This window comes from Pseudomonas sp. EA_35y_Pfl2_R111 (assembly GCF_963970955.1).
Taxonomy (GTDB): Bacteria; Pseudomonadota; Gammaproteobacteria; order Pseudomonadales; family Pseudomonadaceae; genus Aquipseudomonas.
In genome coordinates, this window is the sequence record NZ_CAXAOM010000001.1 from 423,296 (window position 1) to 443,925 (window position 20,630).

Annotated in this window: 19 protein-coding genes; 9 read left to right on the forward strand and 10 right to left on the reverse strand. The window is 60.5% G+C overall.

Annotated elements, in window-relative coordinates; translation table 11 throughout:
* Nucleotides 1-109: 109 nt before the first annotated feature.
* On the forward strand, nt 110-1,564 hold the full coding sequence (locus AACY25_RS02240; RefSeq protein WP_339522272.1) for a TrkH family potassium uptake protein: 1,455 nt from the start codon (nt 110-112) through the stop codon (nt 1,562-1,564).
* A gap of 72 nt (nt 1,565-1,636) precedes the next feature.
* Complete coding sequence (locus tag AACY25_RS02245) at nt 1,637-3,091, forward strand: TrkH family potassium uptake protein (RefSeq protein WP_339522273.1); 1,455 nt, start codon at nt 1,637-1,639, stop codon at nt 3,089-3,091.
* Nucleotides 3,092-3,099: 8 nt separating this feature from the next.
* On the opposite strand, the gene AACY25_RS02250 is transcribed toward AACY25_RS02245, so the two are convergent.
* Nucleotides 3,100-4,101 carry an AraC family transcriptional regulator gene (locus tag AACY25_RS02250; RefSeq protein ID WP_339522274.1) on the reverse strand — a complete coding sequence of 334 codons (1,002 nt, stop codon included), beginning with the start codon at nt 4,099-4,101 and terminating at the stop codon, nt 3,100-3,102.
* 158 nt (nt 4,102-4,259) lie between these two features.
* Here AACY25_RS02250 and AACY25_RS02255 point away from each other — a divergent pair, with 158 nt between their 5' ends.
* Nucleotides 4,260-4,577 carry an Mpo1-like protein gene (locus tag AACY25_RS02255; protein ID WP_339522275.1) on the forward strand — a complete coding sequence of 106 codons (318 nt, stop codon included), beginning with the start codon at nt 4,260-4,262 and terminating at the stop codon, nt 4,575-4,577.
* 167 nt (nt 4,578-4,744) lie between these two features.
* Complete coding sequence (locus tag AACY25_RS02260; RefSeq protein WP_339522276.1) at nt 4,745-6,133, forward strand: adenylate/guanylate cyclase domain-containing protein; 1,389 nt, start codon at nt 4,745-4,747, stop codon at nt 6,131-6,133.
* Here AACY25_RS02260 and AACY25_RS02265 read toward each other — a convergent pair.
* Both AACY25_RS02265 and AACY25_RS02270 read right to left on the reverse strand, forming a co-directional pair.
* On the reverse strand, nt 6,126-7,184 hold the full coding sequence (locus AACY25_RS02265; protein ID WP_339522277.1) for a glycosyltransferase family 4 protein: 1,059 nt from the start codon (nt 7,182-7,184) through the stop codon (nt 6,126-6,128). The genes AACY25_RS02260 and AACY25_RS02265 overlap by 8 nt on opposite strands.
* Nucleotides 7,181-7,999: a UDP-2,3-diacylglucosamine diphosphatase gene (locus tag AACY25_RS02270; RefSeq protein ID WP_339522278.1), complete on the reverse strand. Its 819-nt coding sequence runs from the start codon at nt 7,997-7,999 to the stop codon at nt 7,181-7,183. Before AACY25_RS02270 ends, AACY25_RS02265 begins: the two co-directional genes overlap by 4 nt.
* A 133-nt stretch (nt 8,000-8,132) precedes the next feature.
* On the opposite strand from AACY25_RS02270, the gene AACY25_RS02275 reads away from it, so the two are divergent.
* The 3 genes from AACY25_RS02275 to AACY25_RS02285 all read left to right on the forward strand — a co-directional run bounded on the left by AACY25_RS02275 (nt 8,133) and on the right by AACY25_RS02285 (nt 10,173).
* On the forward strand, nt 8,133-8,882 hold the full coding sequence (locus tag AACY25_RS02275; protein ID WP_339522279.1) for an AraC family transcriptional regulator: 750 nt from the start codon (nt 8,133-8,135) through the stop codon (nt 8,880-8,882).
* A gap of 107 nt (nt 8,883-8,989) precedes the next feature.
* On the forward strand, nt 8,990-9,325 hold the full coding sequence (locus tag AACY25_RS02280; RefSeq protein ID WP_339522280.1) for a tRNA-binding protein: 336 nt from the start codon (nt 8,990-8,992) through the stop codon (nt 9,323-9,325).
* A complete protein-coding gene (locus tag AACY25_RS02285) occupies nt 9,322-10,173 on the forward strand; it encodes a DMT family transporter (protein ID WP_339522281.1) in 852 nt (283 codons plus the stop codon). The genes AACY25_RS02280 and AACY25_RS02285 overlap by 4 nt, the downstream gene beginning before the upstream one ends.
* Here the strand turns inward: AACY25_RS02285 and AACY25_RS02290 are convergent, their stop codons facing one another.
* The 7 genes from AACY25_RS02290 to recQ form a co-directional block, all read right to left on the reverse strand.
* On the reverse strand, nt 10,174-10,461 hold the full coding sequence (locus AACY25_RS02290) for a SelT/SelW/SelH family protein (RefSeq protein WP_339522282.1): 288 nt from the start codon (nt 10,459-10,461) through the stop codon (nt 10,174-10,176). It abuts the gene before it with no gap.
* A gap of 117 nt (nt 10,462-10,578) precedes the next feature.
* Entirely contained in the window at nt 10,579-12,621 is a 2,043-nt protein-coding gene (locus AACY25_RS02295; RefSeq protein ID WP_339522283.1) for a FimV/HubP family polar landmark protein, read from the reverse strand.
* Nucleotides 12,622-12,870: 249 nt separating this feature from the next.
* A complete protein-coding gene (locus tag AACY25_RS02300; RefSeq protein WP_339522284.1) occupies nt 12,871-14,274 on the reverse strand; it encodes a DHA2 family efflux MFS transporter permease subunit in 1,404 nt (467 codons plus the stop codon).
* Nucleotides 14,274-14,708, reverse strand: coding sequence for a MarR family transcriptional regulator (locus AACY25_RS02305; protein WP_090248226.1), 435 nt, complete (start codon nt 14,706-14,708; stop codon nt 14,274-14,276). The genes AACY25_RS02300 and AACY25_RS02305 overlap by 1 nt, the downstream gene beginning before the upstream one ends.
* Before the next feature lie 81 nt (nt 14,709-14,789).
* Nucleotides 14,790-15,806: a DUF2804 domain-containing protein gene (locus tag AACY25_RS02310; RefSeq protein ID WP_339522285.1), complete on the reverse strand. Its 1,017-nt coding sequence runs from the start codon at nt 15,804-15,806 to the stop codon at nt 14,790-14,792.
* A 281-nt stretch (nt 15,807-16,087) separates the two neighbouring features.
* Nucleotides 16,088-17,251, reverse strand: a complete 1,164-nt coding sequence (locus AACY25_RS02315; RefSeq protein WP_339522286.1) for a GGDEF domain-containing protein — start codon at nt 17,249-17,251, stop codon at nt 16,088-16,090.
* Nucleotides 17,252-17,334: 83 nt separating this feature from the next.
* A complete protein-coding gene (recQ, locus tag AACY25_RS02320) occupies nt 17,335-19,461 on the reverse strand; it encodes a DNA helicase RecQ (RefSeq protein WP_339522288.1) in 2,127 nt (708 codons plus the stop codon).
* Between the two features lie 162 nt (nt 19,462-19,623).
* Between recQ and AACY25_RS02325 the strand changes: the two genes are divergently transcribed.
* Both AACY25_RS02325 and AACY25_RS02330 read left to right on the forward strand, forming a co-directional pair.
* Complete coding sequence (locus tag AACY25_RS02325; RefSeq protein WP_339409938.1) at nt 19,624-20,211, forward strand: YecA family protein; 588 nt, start codon at nt 19,624-19,626, stop codon at nt 20,209-20,211.
* A 9-nt stretch (nt 20,212-20,220) separates the two neighbouring features.
* Nucleotides 20,221-20,619, forward strand: a complete 399-nt coding sequence (locus AACY25_RS02330; RefSeq protein WP_339522290.1) for a YbaN family protein — start codon at nt 20,221-20,223, stop codon at nt 20,617-20,619.
* Nucleotides 20,620-20,630: the final 11 nt, after the last annotated feature.

Here is a 20,630-nt window from a genome sequence, read left to right on the forward strand (position 1 = left end):
ATTCTATGCAGCGCCAAGCGCTTGTAAAGCGCCTATTACGCGGCTGTACAGCGGCTGCAGCGCGCGTAGAATAACGCCCCTTTGCCCTACCAGAGCCTGAGCCGAATCCATGTCATTGCCGACACTGCGCATCATTGCTTTTATTCTCGGCATCTTTTTGATCACTCTGGCCGTCAGCATGCTGATCCCCATGCTGACGCTACTGTTGTATTCGCGCACCGACGACCTCAACGCCTTCCTCTGGTCCAGTTTGGTGACGGCTACTGCGGGTATTGCCATGGTCATCCCCGGACGACCCAAGGATGCGCAGCTGCGCCCGCGCGACATGTACCTGCTGACTACTGGCAGCTGGCTGGTGGTGTGCATCTTTGCCGCTCTGCCGATGGTGCTGATTCACCACATCAGCTACACCGACGCCTTCTTCGAGACCATGTCCGGCGTGACCACCACCGGCTCAACCGTGCTATCGGGCCTGGATCACGCCTCCCCCGGCCTGCTGATCTGGCGCTCGATGCTGCAATGGCTGGGCGGTATTGGCTTTATCGGCATGGCGGTGGCGATTCTGCCGCTGCTGCGCGTCGGCGGCATGCGCCTGTTCCAGACTGAATCCTCCGACTGGGGCGAGAAAGTCATGCCGCGCTCGCATATGGCGGCCAAATACATTCTGTTTATCTACCTGAGCCTGACCCTGAGCGGCTTTCTCGGCTTCTGGCTGGCCGGCATGACGCCCTTCGATGCAATCAATCATGCAATGACCTCGATCTCCACCGGCGGATACTCAACCTCGGATTCATCGCTGGCCAACTGGAGTCAGCCGGCCGTGCACTGGGTGGCGGTGCTGCTGATGATCTTCGGTGGCCTGCCCTTCACCTTGTATGTCGCCACCCTGCGCGGCAACCGTAGAGCGCTGTTCAAGGACCACCAGGTACGGGGCTTTCTCGGCTTTCTGCTGGCCACCTGGTTGGTATTCGGCACCTGGCTGTGGCTGCACTCGGATAACAGCTGGCTGGATGCGTTCCGCGTTGTCGCGGTGAATGTCACCTCGGTGGTCACTACCACCGGCTTCGCACTGGGCGACTACAGCACCTGGGGCAGTTTCGCCGTACTGCTGTTCTTCTACCTAACCTTTGTCGGCGGCTGTTCGGGCTCCACCTCCGGCGGCCTGAAGATCTTTCGCTTCCAGGTGGCCTATGTGCTGCTGCGAGCCAACCTGCAGCAATTGGTGCACCCACGCGCGGTGATCAAGCAGCAGTACAACAACCACAACCTTGATGAAGAAATTGTCCGCTCGCTGATTACCTTTTCGTTTTTCTTTACCATCACCATCGGTGTGATTGCCCTGGGCCTGGCTCTGCTTGGCCTGGACTGGGTAACCGCACTGACTGGCGCGGCAACAGCAGTGTGCAACGTAGGCCCCGGCCTGGGCCCGATCATTGGCCCTGCGGGTAATTTCTCCAGCCTGCCAGATGCCGCCAAATGGCTACTGACTGTCGGCATGCTGCTCGGACGCCTGGAAATTCTGACTGTACTGGTACTGGTCACTCGGGCCTTCTGGCGCCACTGATTGAAATCGGCCGGGCATTAGGCAAGCCCGATAACCTAGACTGCTGCTACTTATGCAATGGAACCCGCTTAGATGGCTTGGCCGACCTTACGGATCATCGCGTTTATCAATGGCATTTTTCTTCTGACCCTGGCGATCAGCATGGCCGTGCCCATGTTGACGCTGGTTCTGTTTGCGCGGCCTGACGAACTCAACGCCTTTCTTTGGTCCAGCCTGATCACCTTTATCGCCGGCATCGCGATGATTGCCCAAGGCAGGCCCAAGGATCTGCAGCTGCGCCCACGCGACATGTACCTGTTGACGGTGTCCAGCTGGGTGCTGGTGGGGCTGTTTGCCGCCCTGCCGTTTATGTTCTCCCAGCATCTGGGCGTGACCGATGCAGTGTTTGAAAGCATGTCGGGCATCACCGCCACCGGTGCCACGGTACTTTCCGGGCTGGATGACATGTCGCCGGGAATTCTGATCTGGCGCTCGCTACTGCACTGGCTCGGCGGGATCGGCTTTATCGCCATGGCCGTAGCGATTCTGCCGATGCTGCGGATCGGCGGTATGCGCCTGTTCCAGACCGAGTCATCGGACCGTTCCGAAAAGATCATGCCGCGCTCGCATATGGTCGCCAAGTACATGGTCGCAGCTTATCTGGGCATCAGCATGCTCGGTTGCCTGGCGCTGTGGACGGCGGGTATGGGGCTGTTCGATGCGATCAACCACACCATGTCGGCCATCGCCACCGGCGGGTTTTCCACTTCGGATTTATCGCTTGGCAAATGGAGCGAGCCGGCCGTGCACTGGGTCACCATCGTGTTGATGATCCTCGGCAGCGTGCCGTTCGTGCTGTTTGCCTCGATGCTGCGCGGCAACTACAAGGCTTTGATCCGCGACCAGCAGGTACGTGGCTTCCTCGGCATTTTGCTGAGCACCTGGCTACTGCTCGGCACCTGGTATTTCATCAGCACCGACCTGCACTGGCTCGAAGCCATTCGCCACGTGGCGTTCAACACCACCTCGATCATGACCACCACCGGCTTCGCCCTGGGCGACTACACGCTGTGGGGTGGTTTTGCCGGCATGCTGTTTTTTTACCTAGGTTTTATCGGCGGCTGCTCGGGCTCGACCGCCGGCGGTCTGAAGATTTTCCGTTTCCAGGTCGCCTACACCCTGCTCAAAGCCAACCTGTTGCAGCTGATCCACCCGCGCGCGGTGATCAAGCAGCAATACAACCGGCATAATCTGGATGAGGATATCGTCCGCTCAATTCTGACCTTCTCATTCTTCTTCACCATCACCATCGCCGTGCTGGCCCTGGGCTTGACGCTTTGCGGGCTGGACTGGATCACCGCCCTCAGTGGCGCGGCCAGTACCGTTTCCGGCGTTGGCCCCGGCATGGGCCCGATCATCGGCCCGGCGGGCAACTTCTCCAGTCTGCCAGATACCGCCAAATGGCTGCTGACCTTCGGCATGCTGCTTGGCCGCCTGGAAATCCTCACTGTCCTAGTCTTGATGCTACCGGCCTTCTGGCGACATTGAGAAGGTAGCTATAGACGCGCGCGATACTCACCCGGCGTGGTGTCAAACCAGCGGCGGAAGGCGCGAAAAAAGTTGCTCGGGTCGGAGAACCCCAGCAAGTAGGAAATTTCCAGCAAGGTCAGGTTGGCCTGGCCCAGGTACTGCCCGGCCAGTTCGCGGCGCGTGTCATCCAGCAGGTGCTGATAGCTGGTGCCTTCATCTTGCAAACGCCGCTGCAAGGTGCGCTCGGACAACAGCAACGCCTGCGCCACGGCTTCACGCTTCGGCTCGCCCTGGGGTAGCAGGCGGCATAGCACCTGGCGCACCTGATGGGTCACCCGAGTACCGGAAAAACGCGCGAGGTAATCGCCGGCAAAACGGTCATGCAGCTGCGCCAGCGCCTCGTTGGCTGACGGTAACGGCGCATCCAAATCGGCCCGTTCAAATAGCAAGGCATAGTGGTCGGCATTGAACGTCATCGGGCATTGAAACACCTCTTCGTAGGGCGCCACGTCTTCCGGAGCCGGCCCCATCAGGCTGACCAGACGCGGGCGTAGCGGCTTGCCGGTTAACCAACGGCAGAACGCCAGGGAATAAGCCAGCGAAGCTTCGGCGCTTTGCCGGGCCGAGGGCAGACGATCGCCATGGATTGCCAGCAGCATTTCATACCCCGCAGAAGTGGGATGAAAACTGAGATCAGCGCCCTCACCGATAATCCGCTGATAGCGCACCAGGCGGGCAAAGCCTTCCTGCAAATTACGACTGCTCATCACCGCATAACCGACCACATTAAAGGACGATGGCCGCAGGATTTTCGCCATATTCAGACCGATGGCCGGGTTGCCTGAGGCCTCCACGGCCAAGTGCCAGAGGCGGGTCATGGCATCCTGGGCAAAACGCGCATTGGGGTCAGTCAAGGCCGCGTAGTCGAGCCCCAGCTGGGCAAACAGACTGCGGCAATCAACCCCGCCAAGCTCCAGGGCCCCGACAATGCCCGAGGCCCAGCTGGATGAAGTGGTACGTTCGCTCATGACGTGTTCTGTTCTTATTTGGGAGTCTGAAGGGCGACGGAAGGATACTAAACTGGCACCTAATGTCAGTGGCCCAGCGCGTCACTCGACCTAGACTGCAAGTAAGCCGCCACAGCCGCAAGCCTGGCGACATTCAAAAGAATAAGTAGGAGGCCCCGATGAGCACTGAAACCCACGAGCGCTACAGCAGCTTCGCCGAGTTCTACCCCTATTACCTACAGGAGCACAGCAACGCCACCTGCCGCCGCCTGCATTATGTCGGCAGCCTGCTGGTGCTATGTGTGCTGGGCTATGTGCTGGGCACTCAGCAGTGGCTGTGGCTGCTGGCCGTACCGCTAATTGGTTACGGCTTTGCCTGGGTCGGTCACTTTGTCTTCGAAAAAAACCGCCCCGCCACCTTTGACTACCCGCTCTACTCGCTGATGGGCGACTGGGTGATGCTCAAGGATGCCTTTACCGGACGCATCAAGTTTTAATTGCGCTTGAGCAACCACTGACACAACCGGCACTGCCGTTCGGCTGGCGCGCTTGGCGGTTGCGGTGGGCTTGGTTATGATCCCTGGCTATTTTGCGCAGCCGCTACGGTGCGCTATCCAGGCACCCGACAGAGGTGCCAGACGAGCAGCAGGGATTGTTTCAACGGATGAATGTCAAAAGCGCCCCCCGAACTTCCGCACTACCGGCACCGCCACTGCGTGAGTATTACTCTCGCGTGCTGGCTTATATCGCCATCGCCGCCAGTATTGCCGCTGGCACCTACACCCAGCATTTCGGCTACGACATTCTCTGGATGGTGCCCTACGCCCTGCTCTATCCACATCTGGCGCACCATCTGAGTCTGCGCTTTAAGCGTGAGCATCCACAACGCACCACCCTCAGCCTGTTGTTTATCGATGCTCTGCATGCCGGTGGTACGCTCGCCCTGCTCGGTTTCTCGGTAGTGCCCAGCCTGATGTCAGTGCTGATTCTGCTGTTCAGCTCACTGGTGATTGGCGGCGTGCGTCACCTGGCGCTGGCGTCGTTGATTGCGCTGAGCGGTACGGTGTTCTGCGCAGCGCTGTTCGAGGTCAAACTGAACATCAGCACCCCGCCCCTGGTAGCGCTGACCAGCATCTTCTTCACCACCCTGTATATCTGCATTACCGCCTACTTCGTGCACCAGCAGGGCCTGCGCCTGGCGCAGGTGCGCAGCGAAATCACTCGCGAGCAGGAGAAAGCCGCACGCCTGGCGCGCAACCTGGCCAAGTACCTGTCGCCGCAGGTATGGGAGTCGATCTTCACCGGCAAGAAGAGCGTGCGCCTGGAAACCCAGCGCAAGAAGCTCACGGTGTTTTTCTCCGACATTAAGGGCTTTACCGAGTTGTCCGAAGAGCTGGAAGCCGAAGCCCTGACCGACTTGCTCAACACCTACCTCAATGAGATGTCGAAGATCTGCCTGAAATACGGCGGCACCATCGATAAATTTATCGGCGACTGCGTGATGGTGTTCTTTGGCGACCCTAGCAGCAAAGGTGCCAAGAAGGATGCGGTGAATGCTGTCTCCATGGCCATCGCCATGCGCAAGCACATGAAGGTGCTACGCCAGCAGTGGCGTGCGCAGGGCATTACCAAACCGCTGGAAATCCGCATGGGACTGAACACCGGTTATTGCACGGTGGGAAACTTCGGCGCCGATACGCGCATGGACTACACCATCATCGGCCGCGACGTGAACCTCGCCAGCCGCCTGGAAAGCGCCGCAGAATCCGGCGAGATTCTGATTTCCCACGAGACCTATTCGCTGATCAAGGACGTGATCATGTGTCGCGACAAGGGACAGATCAACGTCAGGGGCTTTACCCGCCCTGTGCAGATTTATCAGGTGGTGGATTTCCGCCGCGATCTGGGCGCCACCTCCAGCTATGTAGAACATGAACTACCGGGATTTTCCATGTATCTGGATACCAACGGCATCCAGAATTTCGACAAGGAAAAGGTTATCCAGGCCCTCAGTCAGGCAGCCGATAAGCTGCGTGACAAGGTGATCATGTAAGAGCCTGTTCGCACCCTGCTGGGTGTGGGTCCTGCAGCCCTGGCATACACAGCTCGCCATCGAGCAGCGGCTGCTGCGCTAGAAACTCCAGCGCCGATGCGCGCCAGGATTGCTTAGCAGCCACCGCGGCGCAACGTGCGCGATCCAGGTTCAATGCCGCCAAACAGGCCGCACGCAACTCCTCGTGCATAACCCCGCTAATGCCCGCTTGCAGCACATCCAGCGGCCCGGCTACCGGAAACGCCGCCACCGGCGTGCCGCAGGCCAGGGCCTCAAGCATTACTAAGCCGTAAGTATCGGTACGCGAGGGGAATACCAGCACGCTGGCGCTCTGAAACGCTTCGGCTAGCGCCTGGCCATGTCGATAGCCAAGAAAGCTCACCTGCGGATAAGCCGCCTGCAATGCGTCGCGCTGCGGGCCGTCGCCGACCACGCGCTTCTCCCCCGGTAGATCGAGGGCCAGGAACGCTTCGATATTTTTCTCCGGGGCAATCCTTCCGACATACAGAAATACTGGTTCAGCCAGGCTTGACGGCGTTACGGATGGACGAAACAGCCGCGTATCAACGCCCTTACGCCACAGCACCAGCCGCTTAAAGCCCCAGCCGGCAAACTCCTCACGCATGCGCTCGGTAGTCACCAATACCGCCTGGCTCGACCGGTGAAATGCGCGCAGAAAGGCATAACCCCAGCACAGTGACACCCAGGGCCAGCGCGTGTGTACGTACTCGGGAAAACGCGTGTGGATGGCGCTGGAGAACGCCAGGCCGCGCCTGCTTAGCCAGCGCCTAGCCGCCCAGCCCAGGGGGCCTTCAGTGGCCAGGTGCACGCAGTCCGGCTGAAATGCACGAATCGCTGGCCCAACCCGCCAGAGGTTCCATACCAGCGGAATTTCCGGGTAGCTGGGACATGGCAGCGCGCTAAAATCCGCCGGCGACAGCAGCTTGACCTGATGGCCGAGGCCGCGCAGTTCGCTGATCAGCGCCTGCAGGCTGGTGACCACACCATTGACCTGCGGTGACCAGGCGTCGGAGACGATCAGAATCCTCACAGGGCCGGCTCAGCGGCCACAACCGGGGCTGCTTGCAGCTGACGCGCCTGATCATCAGCCAGGCGATACAACTCGATGCTGCCATCCAGATGCTCGATCAGTGCCGTGCAGGACTCCACCCAATCGCCGCAGTTCATGTACTCGACATCACCCATCGGGCGGATTTCGGCATGGTGGATATGCCCGCAGATCACGCCATTGAAGCCACGCTTGGCGCATTCATGGACGATGGCTTCTTCAAAGTCGCTGATAAAATTCACCGCGCTCTTGACCTTGTGCTTGAGGTACGCCGACAGCGACCAGTAGCCATAGCCATAACGGCTGCGCCAGAAGTTCAGCCAGCGGTTGAGGGTCAGGGTAAAGCCGTAGGCCGAATCGCCGAGAAAGGCCAGCCAGCGGTGATAGCGAGTGATCACATCGAACTGGTCACCATGAATCACCAGCAGGCGACGACCATCGGCAGTGAGGTGCTCAGCTTCGTCGACCAGCTGGATATTGCCGAGCATTAAACTGGAGTAGCGACGCAGGAATTCGTCATGGTTGCCGGTGACGTAGATCACCTCGGTGCCGCGTTTGCTCATGGTCAGCAGGCGGCGGATCACGTTGCTATGCGACTGCGGCCAGTACACCCCGCTGCGCAGCTTCCAGCCGTCGATGATGTCACCGACCAGGTAGATCTTGTCGGTCTGGTAGCGCTTGAGAAATGCCGCCAGGTGTTCGGCCTGACAGTCCCGGGTGCCCAAGTGCACATCGGAAATCCACAGAGTACGGACACGTTGCTTGCGGCTGGGCTTGGCGAGCTGGGCGCTGGTCATAGACGACCTCCGGCTGGGTTTGCTCGAGTCTGCGCAGCACCAGTGAAATAGCCATGACAGGCGCGTGGCAGTTCAATGACAGCGCACCCGCCAGATCTGCGAGTAGACTTAGTCGCCTGAAAAGGAGCCAATAATGTCCTCGCTGCTTTCACTGCGTCATTACAGCCACGAACTGCTCAGCCACAGCCATGACCATGCACAGCTGGTCTTCGGCCTGAGCGGCGTACTGGAGTTCGAAATTGCCGGGCGTGGTAGCCAGGTGAAACGACAGACCCTGGCCGTGGTGCCCAACGCTGCGCAGCATGCCTGCGGCAGCAAAAATGGCAGTCACTGCTTGGTGCTCGACGTACCCGAAGACAGCTGGCTGCGACAACAACTGGGCTCGCATCTGGATGCCACCCGCCAGCTGCTGGAAAAACCCGCCGCCGTCAGCCTGAATCCCGCACAGAGCCAATTGGTCAGCTGGCTGGCCGCCAGCCCGATCAATGACCCGGTGATTGCCCAGCAAGGCGCCGCCCTGCTCTTGGCCAGCCTGGCCAATGGTGACATGCCCGCCCATGCCGCCAGTCGCCTGCCGCTGGCGGCGCTGGATGGGTATATCGACCAACATGCCGCCCACCCCTTGCAGGTTGCCGACCTGGCATGCCTGGCCGGCCTGTCAACGGCGCGTTTTCATGCGCGCTTTCTCAGTGAGACCGGACAAACGCCCATGGACTATGTGCGGAATCGCCGCTTGCAGCTTGCGCGTCAGCTGCTGCAAAGCAGCAACCTGGCGATTGGCGAGATTGCTGCGCGAGTTGGCTACAGCTCGCAAAGTGCCTTTAGTGCCGCCCTGTTGCGGCATCTCGGCGTTACGCCTCGGCAACTGCGCCGCACTGATTAATTCACGGGCTCCAGCGACAAGAGCCTGGCGACAAAACCCGCGATTCCTGAGACAGACAAGGGCACAGATAGGCACCTAGACTGCTCGGCAGAATCGAGGAGTCGCCCATGCAACACATCGAATGGCAGGATTTCGAAAAGGTGGAGCTGCGCGTCGGCACCATTCGCGCTGCCCGCCCCAATAAAAAAGCGATAAAGCCCGCCTATGTGCTGGAGGTCGATCTCGGCGAGTTGGGTCTCAAAACCTCCAGCGCCCAGCTCACCGCCCACTACAGTTGCGAGCAACTGCTCGGCCGCCAGGTGCTGTGCGTGTGCAATTTCGCTGCAAAACGCATCGCCGGCGTACGCTCCGAAGTGTTGGTGACCGGGGTGTATGACGCCGATAACCGCGTGGTACTGGCCGGCTTCGACAAACCGCTACCGAACGGCGCCCGCCTGGCATGAATCAACGTAACGCGCTGTGGGCGATCCATCTGGGCGCTCTGCTGTTTGGTCTATCGGGCATCTTTGGCAAGCTGGCCAATACCACCCCACAAATGATCTCCGCCGGCCGTGCCGTATTCGCCGTGGCAGCCTTACTGCTGTTCGCCAAGCTGATCAACAACGCTCGCCTGGTCAGCCTCGGGCTGCGTCAAGCCAGCTTACTGGGCCTCGGCGGCCTGCTGCTTGGCGGCCACTGGTGGAGCTTTTTCGAGTCCGTGCATATCTCCGGCGTGGCTATCGCCACCCTCGGCTTTGCCAGTTTTCCGGCCTTTACCGTGCTGCTCGAAGGTTTGCTGTTCCGCGAACGTACCCGGCCGATCGAATACGCCATGGTGGCGCTGGTGTGCCTGGGCCTGGTGCTGGTCACCCCGGATTTCGACCTGAGCAGCCAGGCCACCAGCGGCCTACTCTGGGCAGTGCTGTCCGGCCTGCTGTTCGCCCTGCTGTCGCTGCTCAACCGCGCCAGCACCCGTGGCATTGATCCGGTGCAGGCGGCGCTGTACCAGAACCTCACTGTGCTGCTGGTGTTTATGCCGCTGGCCTGGCCGACGCTGCCCAGCGTGCAGGCGCAGGACTGGTTGTGGATGGCCATGCTCGGGATCTTCTGTACAGGCCTGGCGCACAGCCTGTTCGTCGCCAGCCTGCGGGTACTCAAGGCGCGCACCACCGCGGTGATTTTTGCCCTGGAACCGATCTACGGGATTGCTTTCGCCTGGTTACTATTCAGCGAAGTACCGACCTTACGCATGCTTGCCGGCGGCCTGCTGATTGTCAGCGCAATCTTTGTTTCGGCGCGGATGGCCAAGTGATCAATGGCTACGGTCGTTATGACCGAGATCCCGCGCCGGGTCGATCTGATCGCGCAGGCGCTGTTTGAGTACCTTGGCCTCGGGAAAGCCGCCATCGGCCTTGCGCTCCCATATCTGCACACCATCACAGGTAATGCGAAACACGCCGCCCGTGCCAGGCTCCAGGCACACCCTGGACAGGTCATCGGTAAAACTCGACAGCAGCTCCTGAGCCAGCCAGGCGGCGCGCAGCAACCACTGACATTGGCTGCAATAGGTGATGACCACTTCGGCTTTCGGGCTGGACATTGGCGGCAGGCTCACGATGGATGAAAAGCCGATAATAACGCGCAGCGGCCTTACCTCAGCACAAGAAAAACGCCCGCGTACCAAGGGCACGCGGGCGTTGAGTGACGGCCTGTTGTATCAGGCGATTCTGGCCAGCAGCTGACGCGCTTCCTGCTTCTGCTCTTCATCACCCTCGTTGATCACTTCATTGAGAATCTGGCAGGCGCTGTCCAGGCTGCCCTGCTCGATATAGGCCAGAGCCATGTTCAATTTGGACAAGTTTTCACGGTTGCCGGCCAGCTCATCAAGGTCATCCAGGTAGGACGCATTGAACTCATCCGCCCCCCAGCCGTCGTTGGAGGTTTCCTCCACCAGCATCGATTCGGCAAACGGGCTGCGCGCATCGTGGGTGCCTGGCAACTCGAAAATATCCGAGGACTTGCGCTTGGCCTCTGCATTGCTTTTGGACGCAGGCTTACTCTGCGCACTAGGGGCAAAGGGGCTGACCAGATCCCAGTCGGCATCCAGCGACATATCATCCAGATTAAGCTGACCATCATTGGCGGCCTCCTCAAACGAAGGCTCCTCGAGCTCATCCAGCTCGAGCACCACATCGTCAAGCAGACTGGTGGCTGGCGCATTGAACAGCTCGGCATGCCGCGCTTTCAATTCGTCGATCCGTGCCGGAGTAAAGCCCGATGCTCGCACCAATGCTTCATGGGCGACAAAGCCTTGAGCATCCCCCATCAAGGCCAGCACTTCCAGCAGCCGGAAACCGATATCACTGCGCTGCGGTTGCGCTTCCCAGGCCTTGCGCAAAGTACTCGCAGCCTCACTGAGGCGGCCATAGGCGACATACACATTGGCGCTTTGCAACGCATCCTCACCCGCAGCCGGCCATACCGGACCGGCACGCGGCACGTCGCGTACCTTGAGGGCTACCGCGGCCGGCGGCTCTACCGGTAAAGGCGGTGTCACACTTGGCGCCTTGGGCATGTTAGCTGCGCGCGCCGACTGGGCAGGCACAGGCGTAGGCTCGACGGGTTTTCTGCTACGCCAGAACAGGCCAGCCACACCCGCCAGCAGCAGCGCCAGCAGACCGGCAATAATCGCAAGCCAGTTGCTACCTGATTCAACGGTAACCGGCGGAGTAACTGCGACTGGAGTAGGCGCTGGCGCTGCGGTGGCTTCGGCACTGGCCCGGCGAGCGGCCAACTCGGCCTGCAGCCCAGCAATCTGCTGATCCCGCGCCTCCATCTGCTCTTGCAATTGCTGCACCTGCAGGCCCAGTTGGGCCAGGCTTTGTTGCAGTTGCAGGGTTTCGCTTATTTGGCTGGCCAATTCTTCCTCGACGCGAGCCTGCTCCTGGATCAATTGCTCAGCCGGCGGATCAACCGGCAGCGGCGTGCTAGGCGCTGCCGTCGCCTCAGGCAAAGCGGCTGCAGAAGGCTCCGACACTGCTGACGAAGCACTGGCGAGGCTATCGGGCAATAGCAACTGCACACCTGCGCGCAGGCGATTGATATCGCCATTGATAAAGGCCTGTGGATTGAGTGCATGGATATCGTTCATGACTGTCTGGGGCGACACCTGCCCCGCATCGGCGGCCAGACGCATGGCAATCTTCCATAGGCTGTCACCGCTGACCACGCCGTAGCGATTACCCAGCTGCGCGGCGGGCATTACGCCAGGGCGCACAGGCGCAGCAGTGGTTACACGGGGCGTAATCGGCGCGGCGGCTGGCGCGCTGCTGGCAGGCGCAGCCAAGCTGCGGTAAGCGGCAGAACTGGGTGGATCAAGGAGAACGGTGTACTCGCGGTACAGCTGGCCGTTGGGCCGTACCACTTCGACGATAAAGTTCAGATACGGCTCACGCACCGGCTGGGTCGACACCACGCGAATCACACTCTTGCCGCCCCGCAGCAATGGGGTGAAGCGCAGGTCATTGAAGAAATACAGGCGATCAACACCAGAACGGCTGAACACTTCGGCGGGCGCCAGACGCACGCGCATATCTGCGTTGGTCAGATCGCCCACATCAAACAATTCGATTTCGGCATCCAGCGGCTGACTAAGCGCCGAATGCAAGGTAATTTCACCCAGCCCAAGCGCTGGTACCAGCCCTGAATAGAGGGCCGAACTGGATGCCAGGCCGATCAGTAATTGACGAACCTTTGCCATAAAAACGCTCCCGGTGAATCCGCCGCACGCCCTTGCCAATACGTGCGCTTCCAGCGCATACAAACAGTATAGAAGACGGCAAATGCTGCCTTGGGAAGTACGTTCCGTGTTTAACCCGGCTGGTGCATGAATAGTTACGGCGCACTGAGTACCAAAATAGCAACCGCTGTTTGGCAACAAGCCACCGCAGGTGCAAGCATAGGCTCGCAGTCAATAAAATGACAACTCCGTCACACTACCATTTAGCTGTCAGCGCCTTGTCGACTTGACGCCCCAGGCGGCCAAAACCGTAATCGCGAATACCCCAGCCACCAGCCAGAAACTTTGTTTGAAGGCGAGCATCTCCGCCCAGTGATCGCCACCTTCGGCGTTGTGCCGCCACTCCAGAAAGAAGGTCAGCAGATTGACCCCAAATGCGCCGCCCAACTGGCGAACAAAGGTGATGGCCCCTGCGCCTTGGGCCAGCTCCTCGGGGCTTAGAATATCCAGCGAACCGGTACTCAAGGCCGGCAACAACACGCCCAGACCAATGCGCCCAACACAGGCCCAGAAGCACAGCTGGATAAACGAGGCGCCCTGCTCGACCCAGGCCAGCCCCGCCGCGGACAGGGCAAAGACCAGCAGGCCGGCACTCAGCAGCACGGCCGCAGACAGCCGATCACTGAGCCAACCACCGAGAAAGGACGCCATGCCCATCAATATCCCAGCCGGCAACAGCAACAGACCCGAACGCCCGGCGCTGAAGCCTTCAACGGTCTGCAAGTACAGCGGGATCAGGTAGGTCGAACCATACAGACCCAGGCCCAGCGTCAACGCAACCCAGCTGGCGCTACGAAACCCGGCATGCCGCCACAGCGCCAGCGGCAGCAGCGGCTGAGCGGCGCGCCGACTGCGCAGAATGAACACCGCGCCCGCCAGCAGCGCCACACAGCCCGGTAACCAGACCCGGGGCGTCGACCAGGCAAAACGCTGCGCTTCAGCGAGAAAACCCAGCGCGGCAAATATCGCCACACAGAGCCAGGCAAAGGCCTGAATATCCAGACGCGGCGTGCTGCGCTCACGCTCACTGGGCAGCAACCACTGACCGGCGAGCATAGCCAGCAGACACATTGGCAGCGGCATCCAGAAGATCGACGGCCAACCGAAATGATCGACCAAGTAGCCGCCGATCCCCGGCCCCAGCGACGGCGCCAGCATCACCCCCAGGCCATATATGCCCAGCGCCATGCCGCGCCCGCCATCGGCGAATACGCGAAAGATCAGCACCATGGCCAACGGCTGCACGATCCCCGCACACAGCCCCTGCACGATGCGCAAGGCAATTAGCTGCCAGGCGGCGTGAGCCACCAGCGCCAACAGTGAACTGAGGATAAATAGCAGCAGGCCGAATTGCGCCGTACGCCGTGCGCCGAAACGTGCCTGGGCCCAGGCGGCCAACAACAGGCCCGCAGTCATGGCTGCGAGAAAGCCGGTGGACAACCACTGCGCCAGCGGCCGACCGATGGCGAAATCCGCCATGATCGCCGGCAAGGCGACGTTGATACTGGTGGAGGCCAACACCATGGCCATGCTGCCAACCATCAGCAAGGCCAGCAGCCACTGCGGGTAACGCGGACCGAAGCGTTGCTGCAAGGCCTGCAGGTCGTCACGCATCAGCGCTTTTCCAGGTTACTCAACACCTGGGCGTGGACCTTCTGGCAGCGACGCAATTCGTCTTCATCAATGCCGGCAAACACTTCCTGGCGCAGTTGTGCGGAGATCGCTTCGATCTTTTCAATCAGCGGACGGGCCTGCGGGCTAAGGGCAATCTTCTTCGCGCGACGGTCTTCCGGTACGGCCTGGCGACTGACCAGGCCCTGGGCTTCCAGGCTGTCGAGCAGACGCGCCAGGGTCGGCCCTTCAACGCCAACGCTTTGCGCCAACTCACGCTGGGTCGGCAATTCAGCAAAGCGTCCTAGGTGCAGCAGCACCAGCCAACGAGCTTGCGATAACCCCAGGCCAACCAGACGGCGATCCAGTTCGGCACGCCAGGCGCGGGAGAGTTGGGCAACTTGCATGGCAAAACGGTGCTGATCGGTATGCGACATGGACAACGGCTCTTAACTATAAAAACTAATTATTAGCCAGCTAACCATAACCCTTTTACCGAGGCAAGCCTGTAAAAGGTTTCACCACTTTACATACTGATCTTCAACAAAGCCCCAGAGGTTGTCGATGCACACCTCGGGCCGGCCAATTGGGCGCAGCACGCCGGTGAACTGACCGAAGATCTGCTTGAAGTTGCTCGCTAGCAGCCCCACGTTCAAGCGCTCCTTGTGCAAACCACGCCCCTCGAAACGCAGCGCCACCTGGCCGTCATACGAGTTGATCAACCAGGGCTGCAACGGCTGATCGCGATCAAAGACAAAGCGCACCGTATCGACCTTGAGCAGCTCGCCGTCGAGCCAGAAGCAGTTCTCGGTAAAACTGCTTTCATTGACCCCGCAGGACAGGTTCAGTCCGACCCGCTGCTCCCCCGCCAGGCCGGACAGGCAGGCCCAGTTCCAGTGGGTTTCGGGGCGCATATAACCGGCCGACCAATCGTGATGAGCAAATGCGCCAATCTGCGCCAGGTCGAAATCCCCCAGCGCGCTTCGTACCTGCCCCGTGCAGCGCACTCCCGCCACTTTCTGCGCATAAACCCAACCGTTGACCGCGGTGGGCGTGTTGATGCACATCGGTTGAAAAGCCGGCTGCTCCTCAGAAAAGCAGGCGTCGATACGGGTGCCGTCATCCAGTTCCACCAGCAGGCGCTTTTCTCTGGGCGAGGCGTTGTTTTCCAAACGCAGCAGGTTGCCGCCACTGCGCACCTCGCACACGCCCTGATCCGGGGTCTGCGAGAACTGGCTGCCAAAGCCCAGCGGCAGCTTGAACTGGCGTTCGATCATGCGCCCGCTGGCCGGATGAAACAGGTAGACAAACCCCACACCCAACAGGCTGAGGTTGGCCAGCGCGCAGCCGCCAATCAGCTGATCACTGATCAAGCCGAAATACTGAAACTGGTGGAAGCGCCGCCATTTCGCCAACGCGCCCAGCTTGCGGCCCATGGGCGAGCGGAAATCAAAATCGCGGTAATTGATCAGCCCCGGCGCGGTGGGAAAAATGCCGTAATGCGGCTGGCCGTTGGCCTGAATCAGTCGATCCATCGGAGCAATCACTCAAGGAAAAAAACCTCAGCGATGCTAGCACCGCGACTTCGCTGCGGGCATTCACCACAGACGCCAAGCACAGCGGCAAAATCGGCCAAATAGCAGGCAGACATATGGCTACGCCCAAATGACGTGTTGCACGCAGCTTTTGTAGGGTGGGTTAGTGGCGCAAGGCGGATTGGCACAGCAGCAACTGCGGAATTGTGCGCCATCTGGTGGGTTACGGCGCAACTAACTACGCATCAGCAGATAGCCCGTGGTCGTGCGCCCAACCCACCCTACGCCACAACCTGATTGCGGCCAAACGCCTTGGCCTCGTAAAGCGCGCGATCCGCATGCTCGTAGAGCTGCGCCAACGCGCCACCTGCCGCGGGTTGAATGCAGGAAATGCCAATCGACATGGTCAACATGCTCGCCGTGTCCGAGCCTGCATGTTCGATATTTAGGGTTTGCAGGGTCTGGCGCAGTGCTTCGGCGTGGTGCCGCGCTTCGACTTCGCCGATGTCATAGAGCAGCACCGCAAACTCTTCGCCGCCCAGGCGCACAGCCATATCCAGCGGACGCCGTGCGGCGTCCTGCAGCAGGCTGCCAATGCGTTGCAAGACGTTATCGCCGGCCTGATGGCCGTAATGATCGTTGTAGGCTTTGAAGTGATCGACATCGCAGAGCAGCAACGCCAGGCTGCGATTCTCGCGCTGGGCCTGACGCCACAGGCGCTCGAACTGACGGTTGAAGCTGCGGCGATTGTGCAGGCCGGTCAGGCTGTCGTGATCAGCCAGTACGCGCATCAGCCGGCTGATCAGAAAATGCTCACGCGATTTGAACTCCAGCAGATAACAACCCACAGCGCCCATCAGGTTGCCGAACAGCAGAAACAGCGTGTTATTGATCAGCCGAGGCAGCGCCAAACGGGCCACCAACAATTCGACACAGACGTAGACCAGGAGCACCAGCAAGGAGCAGCACAAGGCTTCGACCAGACGTAGCCCCGCCAGAAAATATGCAGCCATGCAGACCAGCAGCAGTCCTTCATAGGGATAACTCGGGTCAACCCGATGGGCAATGCCAACTACAAAGGACGCCGCCGCGCCCAGCGCTAACAGGCTGACCAGGCTCAGCGGCTGTAACAGGTAGGTGTGCTTGCGCTGAATCAGCAACCCAGCGAATAGCAACAACAGCAATAAAACCGCGAGGCGGATGGCCAGCATCCACCACACTTCAGGCGCCTTGATCAGGACGAAATCAAACGCGGCAAAAGCCAGCCACACCAGAATGCCTACGCCCAGGGCGATGCGCTTGAGGTCGAAGGTGTCGTCGCGCACATAGTCGCGGTACTCCTGCTCCAGTGGCCGGGAGAAGCGCAACAGACGGAAGCCCAAGGCAAGCTGATCCGCGTAGGGACTGGGGCGAACATCGTCTAGCCAGGCATGGGAAAGCGGCACCGGAACCTCTACAGCTGGGTAGCTGAAAACACCTTAGTCGCTCGCATCCAGCGCCACAAGATCAACCGGCAGCCAGACCGCATTCAGGCTTCAAACTCCGCCTGCAAGGCCGCTCGCACGCAGTGCAGAATGCCCAGCTCAACGCGCCCGGAGAACTGCTCACTGATTGCGGCTACAGGCGGCAGTTCGCCCTCACCGTCGAGAAAGGCGTCTTGGATCTCGCCGAGCAATGCCTCGGGCAGATCCAGCGCCTGTTCCAGAGACAACTGCTGACGAGCAATGGCTTCGGCCAGCAGGCCGTAGACATTCTTCTCGCTGCAGCTGAGCTGACTGGCGATCTGCGCGGGGGTCATGCCGGCACGGGCCAGGCTGACCAGTTCGTGGCGCAAGTCGACCACCGCGCGCGGCGCTTCATCATCCGCACCGAGCACGGCCAGGAAGGCCTCGCCATAACGCTCCAGCTTGCGTGCGCCGACACCGCTGACCCGAGCCATCTCGGCCAGGGTACTGGGCTTGCTGCGCAGCATCTCCAGCAACGTGGCATCCGGGAAGATCACATACGGCGGTACGCCATGCTCTTCCGCAAGTTTGCGGCGTAAGGCGCGCAGCGCTTCCCACTGGCCGCGCTCCTCCCCCCGCACTAACTGACTGGCGGCGCTACTGGAGGCCTTGGCGCTCTGCTGTGGTTTCAGATCACGGCGCAGCTGCAGGCCGACCTCACCCTTGAGCAAGGGCCGGCAACTATCAGAAAGGCGCAGGCCACCAAACCCTTCGAGGTCGACATCGGCCAGGCCACGCGCCACCAACTGACGAAACAACGAACGCCATTCACCTTCGGCCAGCGCCTTGCCGATGCCGAACACCGCCAGATGTTGATGGCCCACGCCACGGATTTTCTCGTTATCGCGGCCGAGCAGCACATCGACCAGGTGGCCGACACCGTAACGCTGGCCGGTGCGATAGATTGCCGACAGTCCCTGGCGCGCGGGCTCGGTGGCATCCCAGGTCTGCACCCCGTCGATGCAGTTATCACAATGGCCACAAGGCTGCGGCATGTCTTCGTCGAAATAAGCCAGCAGGGCCTGGCGCCGGCAGCGGGTTTCCTCGCACAGCGCCAGCATGGCATCGAGCTTGTGTTTCTCGACGCGCTTGTGGCGCTCGTCACCCTCGGAGTTGTTGAGCATCTGCTTGAGGAAAATCACATCCTGCAGACCGTAGGCCATCCACGCATCCGCCGGCAGGCCGTCGCGGCCGGCGCGACCGGTCTCCTGATAATAGGCTTCTAGAGATTTCGGCAGATCGAGGTGGGCGACAAAGCGCACGTTGGGTTTATCGATGCCCATGCCAAAGGCGATGGTCGCCACCATGATCAACCCTTCCTCGTTGAGAAAGCGCTTCTGGTGATAAGCGCGCAACTCATTGGCCAGACCGGCGTGATAGGGCAACGCCGGGAAGCCCTGTTCGGAGAGGAATGAGGCAACCTCCTCGACCTTCTTGCGCGACAGGCAATAGACGATCCCGGCATCGCCCTTGCGCGCCGCGAGGAAGTTCAGCAACTGTTTGCGCGGCTGCTCCTTGGGCACGATGCGGTAGAAAATATTCGGTCGGTCAAAGCTCGACAGAAAACGCTCGGCATTCTGCAGATGCAGACGCTGGACGATTTCCTCGCGGGTGCGCATATCCGCCGTGGCAGTCAGGGCGATGCGCGGCACATTGGGGAACAGCTCGGCAAGCTGGCCCAACTGCAGATACTCAGGGCGGAAATCATGCCCCCACTGCGACACGCAATGCGCTTCGTCGATGGCGAACAGGGCAATCTCGAGGTTCTGCAGAAAGCTCAGCATGCGCGGCTGCACCAGCCGCTCGGGGGCCAGGTAGAGCATCTTGATTTCGCCGCGCTTGATCCGCTCGGCGATCTCGCGCTGCTCATCGGCGCTCAGGGTGGAATTCAGCGCCACTGCCGCCACGCCCAGCTCATCAAGGGTGGCGACCTGATCGTCCATCAGCGCGATCAGCGGCGACACCACCACCGCCAGGCCTTCGCGTAGCAGGGCCGGCACCTGAAAGCACAGCGACTTGCCGCCACCGGTGGGCATCAATACCAGAGCATCGCCGCCACTGGCCACGCGCTCGATAATCGCACCCTGACGGCCACGAAAGCTGTCGTAACCGAATACGTCTTTGAGGATGCGTTGTGCGTGCTCGAGCATGAAAGGTCTCCGAAACAAGCCGCGCATTATACGCACCTGGCAATGGGCCTGAGTCCCGATCTGACCCAGCTGCGCATTTGCCCGTATTTACCTAGAACTATGGCTGCTGTAGCGGGTCTGGACTAGAATCCAGCCTCGTTTACTTCTTCAAGGTAGCCCTCGATGTCTTTCGCCGAACAATTGTCCCGCCTGCAAGCCTTCCTCGACGCCGATGAGCTGCATGACGAGGCACTGGACTACATCGCCGCCCACGGCTACCTGACCGCCCTGTCGATCTGCCCGCAGCCGGTGCCGGAGCGCGAGTGGATTGATGCACTGTTCTCCGAGCCGCCGCACTACCGCAGTGATGCCGAGCGCGAAGAGGTCGAAGCCACCCTGATCCAACTGCAAAGTCATATCGCCCGCCAACTGGCCAGTGATGATGATCCGGAAGTGCCGTGCGAGCTTGACCTGGGTGACGAGCCGGATGATTCCGATCTGCGCGGCTGGTGCATCGGCTTTATGGAAGGGGTGTTCCTGCGTGAAGCGGTGTGGTTCGACGACGCCGAAGACGAGGTCAGCGAACTGCTGCTGCCGATCATGGTCGGTTCAGGCCTGTTTGATGAGCAACCCGAGTTCGCCGAGATTGCCCGTGATCGCGACCTGGTCGACAGCATGGTCGAACAGATCCCTGAGCTGCTGACCGCGCTGTTCCTGCTATGCCATGCCCCGGAAGAAAAACCGGCCCTCCTGAAGCCCCGTCACCACTAAGCACGCGCCATGGCGCGCACTATCCAGGAACAGCGCAACCCGGTTATTCGCTACGTTCTGCTGGCCATCGGCTGGCTGAGCGTGGCGCTGGGAGTAATCGGCATCTTCCTTCCCGTACTGCCCACCACACCTTTCCTGCTGCTGGCTGCCGCCTGTTTTATGCGCAGCTCGAAGCGCTTCTACCTGTGGCTGGTCAATCACCGCCAGCTTGGCCCGTGGATCATCGATTACCTCGAAGGCCACGGTATTCCGCTCAAGGGTAAGGTCTACGCCATCAGCCTGATGTGGCTGAGTATCGGCGTGTCGTGCTACTTGGTGCCGCTGTTCTGGGCCAGAGCCTTTATGTTGACCAGCGCGGTGCTGGTCAGTCTGTATATCCTCAGCCAGAAAACGCGGGACAAATCCTAAGCACCGAACCA